Source organism: Desulfocurvibacter africanus subsp. africanus DSM 2603, from assembly GCF_000422545.1.
Lineage (GTDB): Bacteria > Desulfobacterota > Desulfovibrionia > Desulfovibrionales > Desulfovibrionaceae > Desulfocurvibacter > Desulfocurvibacter africanus.
The window spans coordinates 1-7,761 of the sequence record NZ_AULZ01000039.1; the positions used below are offsets into that span (position 1 = coordinate 1).

9 protein-coding genes and 1 tRNA gene are annotated in these 7,761 nt (G+C 56.7%); 3 read left to right on the forward strand and 7 right to left on the reverse strand.

What is annotated here, in order from left to right; all coding sequences use genetic code 11:
• The first annotated feature begins 44 nt into the window (after positions 1-44).
• Positions 45-404: a helix-turn-helix domain-containing protein gene (locus H585_RS23755; protein ID WP_244432613.1), complete on the forward strand. Its 360-nt coding sequence runs from the start codon at positions 45-47 to the stop codon at positions 402-404.
• Positions 405-420: 16 nt separating this feature from the next.
• Positions 421-987, forward strand: a complete 567-nt coding sequence (locus tag H585_RS23760; RefSeq protein ID WP_244432615.1) for an IS630 family transposase — start codon at positions 421-423, stop codon at positions 985-987.
• Positions 988-1,325: 338 nt separating this feature from the next.
• Here the strand turns inward: H585_RS23760 and H585_RS0117635 are convergent, their stop codons facing one another.
• From H585_RS0117635 to H585_RS0117660, 6 genes are all read right to left on the reverse strand, one after another.
• Positions 1,326-1,985 (reverse strand): outer membrane protein, encoded by a 660-nt coding sequence (locus H585_RS0117635; protein WP_027368796.1) that lies wholly within the window; start codon positions 1,983-1,985, stop codon positions 1,326-1,328.
• A 546-nt stretch (positions 1,986-2,531) separates the two neighbouring features.
• Positions 2,532-3,185 carry a hydrogenase nickel incorporation protein HypB gene (gene hypB / locus H585_RS0117640; RefSeq protein WP_014261213.1) on the reverse strand — a complete coding sequence of 218 codons (654 nt, stop codon included), beginning with the start codon at positions 3,183-3,185 and terminating at the stop codon, positions 2,532-2,534.
• Between the two features lie 27 nt (positions 3,186-3,212).
• Positions 3,213-3,566, reverse strand: coding sequence for a hydrogenase maturation nickel metallochaperone HypA/HybF (locus H585_RS0117645; RefSeq protein ID WP_014261212.1), 354 nt, complete (start codon positions 3,564-3,566; stop codon positions 3,213-3,215).
• 196 nt (positions 3,567-3,762) lie between these two features.
• Entirely contained in the window at positions 3,763-4,455 is a 693-nt protein-coding gene (locus H585_RS0117650) for an energy-coupling factor transporter transmembrane component T family protein (protein WP_014261211.1), read from the reverse strand.
• Positions 4,456-4,458: 3 nt separating this feature from the next.
• On the reverse strand, positions 4,459-5,187 hold the full coding sequence (locus H585_RS0117655; protein ID WP_027368797.1) for an energy-coupling factor ABC transporter ATP-binding protein: 729 nt from the start codon (positions 5,185-5,187) through the stop codon (positions 4,459-4,461).
• Entirely contained in the window at positions 5,184-5,729 is a 546-nt protein-coding gene (locus tag H585_RS0117660) for a biotin transporter BioY (RefSeq protein ID WP_027368798.1), read from the reverse strand. Before H585_RS0117660 ends, H585_RS0117655 begins: the two co-directional genes overlap by 4 nt.
• A gap of 234 nt (positions 5,730-5,963) precedes the next feature.
• Here H585_RS0117660 and H585_RS0117665 point away from each other — a divergent pair, with 234 nt between their 5' ends.
• Positions 5,964-7,286 carry a SagB/ThcOx family dehydrogenase gene (locus tag H585_RS0117665; protein WP_027368799.1) on the forward strand — a complete coding sequence of 441 codons (1,323 nt, stop codon included), beginning with the start codon at positions 5,964-5,966 and terminating at the stop codon, positions 7,284-7,286.
• 369 nt (positions 7,287-7,655) lie between these two features.
• On the opposite strand, the gene H585_RS23310 is transcribed toward H585_RS0117665, so the two are convergent.
• Positions 7,656-7,753, reverse strand: a tRNA-OTHER gene (locus H585_RS23310).
• Between the last annotated feature and the right edge of the window lie 8 nt (positions 7,754-7,761).

A 7,761-nucleotide genomic window follows, 5' to 3' on the forward strand; every position in this document is an offset into this window, starting at 1 on the left:
TTAAAGCAACTTGCAATTCTAGTGAGCGTTGTTAGCTGGTCTGCATGCCAATAGCATCGGAAGAAAAAAGACGGCTGGCCCTGGATGCCCTGAATGATGGCGAGCACCCAAAGGTGGTCGCCAGGCTTTTCCAAGCTGGCGTGAGTTCAGTCTATCGCTGGATGAGACAAAACAAGACCGGCCAGATTGGACCCAGGCCCACTGGCAACAGACCGCGCTCACTTGGGCAGGAAGAAGAAAGCAGGCTTCTTGAGCTGGTCAAACAAAAGCCGGACATGACCTTGGAAGAGCTTAAGGCTGCATTGAACTTAAGCTGCCATCCTTCGACCATTCATAGGACGCTCAAGCGCTTGGGTTTGAGTTTCAAAAAAAACTCTGCGTGCCGACGAGCAAGAAAGAGATGATATCAAGGTCGCACGCGTGACGTGGTCGTCCCTGCAAGCAGATACAGATTCCCGCCGTTTTGTCTTCATTGATGAGTCTGGTGCAAAGACGAACATGACCAGGCTGCGAGGACGTGCATTTGGCGGCAAGCGTTGCCATGACCATGCTCCGGGAGGGCACTGGAATACCACGACCATGATCTCCTCAATCCGGCTTGATGGAGAGGTCGCGTGCATGGCCATCAAAGGCGCGACAACAGGACGCGTGTTTCGGGAATACATCCGCACAATTTTAGCCCCGACGCTTAGACCTGGGGATATCGTAGTGGCTGACAACCTGTCAGCCCATAAGGACAAGCAAGCTCAAGAACTTATACGGCAAGCTGGAGCCGAGTTCTGGTGGCTGCCTGCGTACTCGCCGGACCTAAACCCCATCGAACAAATGTGGAGCAAGGTGAAAGAGAGCCTCCGAAGCGCGAAAGCACGCACTCAGGAGGCTCTTTATGCAGCAATCGCAGCAGCCCTTGACCTGATCACTCCTGAGAATGCCAGAGGATGGTTCAAAGCCTGTGGGTATTCTCAGCTTAATTGCAAAGTGCTTTAAAACGCCCGCTCCGGCGTTGACGGCGCAAGTGAATTGCGCCTACGCCTACACGGCGGCAAGCCATGCCGACGCATGGCTTGCAGAGCATTTTCAAAAGCAAAATGCTCTAACCTGACAACCAATTCAACAAAGGTGTGTCAGGGCAGGTCGGCAGTGGATAGACTTGTTTTCCGGCATCACAGCAAGCGCAGCCCAGGATGTGGCAGGCTGCCCCTGGCTCGCTCCGTGGCAGTCGACAAACTTCTAAATGGTAAGACTTAGAATTATAAGGTGGCGCACCAAATAATTTGTGCGCCACCTTATTGAGCCTAGCTGCGCTCGAAAAGACAATTAAGCGACTAGAAGTTCCAGGCCAAGCCCACGGTATAATCCAAGGTACTTGGCGAAATTGACTCCTCGGTGCCACTTAAGGGGCCACCAACATATTCAAGTTCGTATGCGGCGTAGGCAGTGTAGGCAATTTCCGCGCGGGCGATGAGGTGCTTCGTTATTGCGAACTCATAGCCACCGCCCACGGTGAATCCAGGCAGTACCGGGCTCTCCTCTTCATCGTCGACAGCATAGCCAGTATCATTCCTGTAGTCGAAACCTGCAATCCGCAGTCCGACCAGGCCGTAGGCCAAATGGCGATCTGCAATGACGCCACCCAGGCGGGCTTTCACACCAAGGGACCAATTCATATCTAGGGACTCGTAGTAATGACCCTGGTAATAATCGAATTCTCCGTCCATGCCATGATACATGGCGTCAGTTTCCCAGCCCAGGTAGAAGACGTTCTTGATGGTGCGGCCATAGCCCAAGTAAGCACCGGCAACGAATCCAGAATCGTCAGCTTCGTCATCGAGCGAGCCGCCCCCGCCCAAGTCGTACTCCACATCGACATCGTAGGACTCAAGGCCAGCCTTTGCTCCGATGTAGAAGCCGTCGAACGGGGTGTCTCCGGCGTGGGCTAGCACAGGTAGTAGGACAAGGCACAAGACAAGCAAAATGCGTTTCATGTACATCCTTCCTTTGAGATAAAAATATAAGCGTAATGCTAAAATTATAGTCTTTAACAATGAAGAAGGCAAATATGTTTACGATTCGTAGCATATTGCCAGATATGATTAGTTCACAATAAATGGATTATGCATTGCACAGGGAACTCCAGCGGACCTGGAGCACATGTAGATCAAAAAACAGGACCCATGGAAACAGATATCACATAGAGGAGGCATAGGGAGTGGATAGCGTGGGCAGGGGAGAGGGCAAGGGGGCTTGTCTAACGTAATGCGGACAAATTGCGGACAGTAGGCCAAAAAGAAAAGGCGGGCCGAAGCCCGCCATGTGATTACGAATCAGCTGCTCTACCAACTGAGCTACGCTGGCGAAGTCGCGAAGGGCCTTTTATATCAAGGGCTCGCAGCTGGTAAAGAGCAAATCGCTATTACCTGGGGAAAAGCGACTTCTGGAACCCCGTAAGCTGCCTTGCGGACTGCGCGTTCCCCTTCGGCACCGGGCGAACGGCTCAGCCTGTGGAAGTCATATTCACAGATGCAAACAGGCTACAGCTTGGCGGCACGCTCTCGGCGCAGCCAATCATACCAGGGCGCAAGACCTTCGCCCGTGCGGCAGGACACAGGGAATATCGCCAAGTCCTTGTTGAGCCTGCGAGCATGGCCCTTGGCCTTTTCCAGGTCGAAATCCACGTAGGGCAGCAAATCGACTTTATTGAGGACCATGGCCTTGGAGATATGGAACATGAGCGGATACTTCTCGGGCTTATCATCGCCTTCGGCTACCGAGAGCAGCGTTACCTTGGCGTCTTCTCCCAGATCGAACTCCGCCGGACAAACCAAATTGCCCACGTTCTCGATGAACAGGATGTCCAGGCCATCGAGCTCGATACTCTCAAGAGCGGCCTGGATCATATTGCCGTCAAGATGGCAGCCGCCATCGGTGTTGACTTGTACGGCTTGGGCGCCGGTGGCGGCCACGCGCCGCGCATCGTTGTCAGTCTGCAGGTCGCCTTCGATGACCGCCATGCGGAACTCAGCCTTCAAGTCGCGCAGGGTTCGCTCCAGCAAGGAGGTCTTGCCCGCGCCGGGCGAGCTCATGAGATTGAGCACCAGAACTTTTTTTTCGTCGAAACGGCGCTTGAGGTCTTTTGAAATGCGCTTGTTAGCCTCAAGGAGGTTTCGGACAATGGGTATCTCCATGTCAAACGCACCTTTGCATCCCAAGGCTCATTCGGCCTCGAGGTTTTCGATGTACAATTCCTTGCCGCTCAGCACCTCATGGCCGAACTCCTCACCGCATTGCGGGCAGATCATGAGCAGCAGGGTCGCATCCTCCGGCTCAAAAGTGATCCCGCATTGCTTGCAGCGAACCTTGAGCGGTACTTCCTCTGTCACAAGCTCGGCGCCTTCAAACGGTGTTTCGAGGGTCAGGGCCTGCCAGGCGAAGTGCAGGGCCTCGGGCACCACGTTGGCCAGTCGACCATGCATGACCTTGACCTTGAGCAGCTTGGTGACGCCGTGCTTCTTCATTTCCTGGTCGACGATATCGATCAGGCTCTGGGCGATTGACATCTCGTGCATGGAGCAACTCATAAAGCAGTTTCAGCGGCCCGTAAAGCCAAGTCATGGCCATAACTTGCCCACAGTTGGTCCTGTCGCCGCAGTCACCGGTTTGAACCAAGCCTCGGCCTGGAAGAATTGCCAGTTCAGCTCTGAAAAGGAGTTCAAGGCAGAGCATGGAACTGCGGGGCTGGAAATGGATTCCGTCTGCTCAAGATCAGAATGAGGCCAAGGCGGCCAGAATCGTCGCCAACGCAAAACCGGCAGCCAGATCTCTGGCCACCCACGGCATGCGCGCTTGCCAGGCCTCGGGCGCATCAAGCCCGCGACCGGCCAGAGCCAAGGTCTGATCCCAGGTCTTCTGGGCCAGTGCGCGCAAAGATGCCTGCAACAGCAGGATCAGGCGACTGTGGGCAGGCAATCCATGGCAGCGCAGGCCGATTACCTGCCTGATCTGAGCGAATGTCTGCCCAATGAGCGGGAGAAAATGGATCATGAGCGCCAGTGCCAAAGCGGGCTGCCAAGTCCAGCGTCCCAGCGGGCGCAGATACCAGCTCACGGCCAGCCCCAGCGAGCGTGGTGAGGAGGAGGCCGACAGAATCAGACCCGTGGCCAGCAAGGTGTACAAACGCATGGCTAAAAATCCAGCTTCGGCCAGATTCTGATCCAGGGGCAAGTCCGCGATCGCACCGACAAGGATCTTGAGGCCGGTCCAGATGCTCAGAAACAGAAGGTAGCTCTTGAATGCCAGCGAGAATACCGGTCCAAGCCGCGCAGCCACAAACATGGCGGTCAGGCCCAAAGCGTAGGCAGCCACTCCTACGGGACCGGCAACCCATATAAGCACGGCCAGCATCAGCCCCAGGGCGATCTTCAGGCGCGGATCAAAGGTCCGTATGAACCTTTGCACGCGTTACTCCCATGGCCTGACGCCCAAGCCGGCCTGCCAGGAGCACGGCGGACGCACGTGGTGCCCGGCCAAGAGAGGGAAAACCTCCGCAGCCGTGCCCCACGCGACCAGTCTGCCTTTCTCCAGCACGGCCCACAAGTCGGCGATATCGGCGAGAGGTTCAATGTCATGCGCGGAGATGACCTGCGTCAGTTTGGCCGCCTTATTGGCGAGGAGTACTGAGCGCATTTCGCGCATGCCCGGATAGTCCAGTCCGCTGAAGGGCTCGTCCAGGAGCAGGAGCTTCGGTTTCCGGCGCAGGGCGGCCGCAATGCACAGCTTTCGTTTCTGGCCCCAGGACAGAACCTGCACAGGTTCTTCCCACAATTCTTCAAGGTAAAAACTTGCAGCAAGGCGCCTGGCTTCGGCCATGCCTACAGCATCTTCGGGATCAAGTCCGAGGCACAAGTCTTCGCCCACCGTGGCGCCAAGAATCTGCAAATCCGCATCCTGAACAACCAACCCGCTCAGGAGGCGGATGGCCTTCTCTTGCCCCGGAGAAGCATATCCGGCTACGCTCAAACTGCCCGTATCGGGCACATACAAGCCGGCCAGCAAGGACAGCAATGTGGATTTGCCGCTGCCGTTGGCTCCAACCAGCGCCAGGGTCAGACCGCGCTCAAGACGTAGGGATATGCCCTGGAAGACCTTGGTCCGGTCGTATGTGAAGTGGATGTCGGCGAGATGGATCAAGTTGGAAGCAGCCTGCTTCGGCTCATATAGCGCTGGGTGACGATGGCCAGCACCAGCTTGATGATGTCGAGCGGCGCGAAGGGAGCCACTCCGATGGTCAGGGCCTCGTCCCAGCCTATGCCAAGCATGCTCTTGAGTTGCAGCACACCTGGAACGTAGACCGCCAGAATGGCCACAAGGCCCCAGATTAGTCCGCGGGTCCAGAGAACAGGGCCCTTGACGCGACTGGCAAAGCCCATGATCAGGGCACAGGCCAGAAAGCCGAAAATATAGCCGCCTGTAGGTCCAAGCAGCACGGCCAGACCGGATCTGCCACCGGCAAAAACCGGCAAGCCTATAAGGCCGGCCAGAATGTACAAGCCTACTGCACCAACACCCCACAGAGGCCCAAGCGCCAGTCCGGCCAGAAAGGTAAAGTATATCTGCAGCGAGAATGGCACGCCCCACAAGGGAAAGTGCAAAAACGCCCCAGCCGCGATCAATGCGGCCATCAGCGCGGTCCAGACGAGGCGGTGCAAAGCAGCCAGGGGCGTCCGGGTCATAAAGGCCTCCCTAGGAATAATCGACAGGAGTTGTAGTCCCACAGGAGTCCGCGGCACGTCAAGAACCGCCCATGTGCCATAAGTTAGCAACCATAATCGTCTTGTATCCGCAATCGCCCTGCGTTATTCTTTCTGGGAATCGCTAGAGAAGGGGATGTCATGGGCACTCCCACACCGATCCTGAGCTATCATCAGCACTCCAGCCTCAGCAGGAGCACGTTGCGAGGCGGGAGCATGGATTGGCGAAGCAAGCCGACTTGCCCCAAGAGCTATCCTGGCCTGCCTAGGCTCAAGCTGAAGCCGAGCGAGAGCCTGTCTGATGCGCCTTTGTCAAATCATCTTCCTCCCCAAAACATTAGGCAGCAAGTTACTCTTGTCGATTTATCCACTCTGCTTTCTCTGGCTTACTCGGTAACAGCCCAATACCGCGGCATGGGCGAAGCGCTACGACTTTTGAGCTGCCCGTCGGCCGGAGCCCTCTATCCCTGCGAACTCTATATCCAGGCCAAGGGAATTGCCGGCTTGTCCGACGGACTCTACCATTACAACCCCTTTACGTACGAACTCCGCCTGCTGCGGCAATACGCAGGAGCGAGTCGGGGGCTCACCTTTTATATTACAGCTATCTTTCACCGAGCCGTCTGGAAATATGGCAGCAGGGCGTATCGATACTGCTTGTTGGATACAGGGCACCTGCTCGAAAACCTTCTCCGGGCGGCCATGAGTCTGGGGATCGAATTACAGCCCTGTTATGCTTTCCCGGATGAGGAAACGAACAGGCAGCTGTGCCTCGACCCTGAACGGGAAGCATGTCTGGCCGCCGCCACGAGCGATCCGGTTCCCCAGCCACCTGCTGATCAGCTGGCGGCGGACGAATCCATACTCATTGCCGCGAGCCGCTGCGCCAAAGACGACCTTCCCCCCGCGGAACTCATGGAGGTTCACAGAGCGACCAGCAAACCTTTCTCGCGACCACTGGATTTGACGCCCCTGGCGTGCGGATTTCCGAAACCCTCCACCGGTGTGGGCAGCCTCGGCACATATGCCAAAGCCACGCAACACCGGCGTTCGCAACGCAAGTTCACGCTGGAAGAACTCGCCCGTACGCAGTTTGATATGTTGCTCTCCCTGCTCGCCGGCTTGCAGGCAGACGGGGTAGTGCGGCTTGGGATCATGGCCGAAAGGGTCCACGGCCTGGCCCCTGGCCTATACAGCCTCGAATCGGATGGCAGGCTTAAGCTACTGCACGCCAAGCCTCTGGCCAACGAACTGGCCTCGGCATGCCTGGGCCAGGCCTGGATGGCCCAGGCTGCCCTGATCGTGCTGGTCTGGGCGAATTTGCCTGCCCTGGAGCTGGATTATGGACCCAGGGCATACCGCCTGGCGCATCTGCTGAGCGGCCAGCTCGGCCAGCGCGCATATCTGGCTGCTTCGGCCCTTGGCCTGGGCTGCTGTGGAATTGGGGCATTTTTCGATGCTGAAGTCGACCAGGTGCTTGGTCTGACGCCTGATGAGCATTTGCTGTATCTGCTGGCCTTTGGCCCTGTACGCAAATGAGCATGCACTCCTGCTCCGGTTCCTGAGAGATACTGGCTATTCGTGGCTCTCGCCTCAGCGCTGGTAATGCTGCTTTCTCCATTGCCCACAGACCTCGGCCGGAAGGGCATGATCTTCCTGGCAATGACCGTGGCTCCTAGAGCATTTTGCTTTTGAAAATGCTCTGCAAGCCATGCGTCGGCATGGCTTGCCGCCGCATAGGCGTAGGCGCAATTCACTTGCGCCGTCAACGCCGGAGCGGGCGTCTTAAAAGCGATCTGCTCTAAGAAAGATTATCCGCTATCCAGCGACTATTGTTCCCCATGTCCTCCTCGATGGACAAAAAAAGCCCGCCGGTTTCCCTGCGGGCTTACTAAATTTCTTTAACCTTGGCGGAAGCATATAGGAGTCGAGCCTACCGACGACCTTTCGACCGTCCACCGGATTTGAAGTCCGCTTTAGTTTGTATCACCTAGAATCACGATTCCCCATGTCT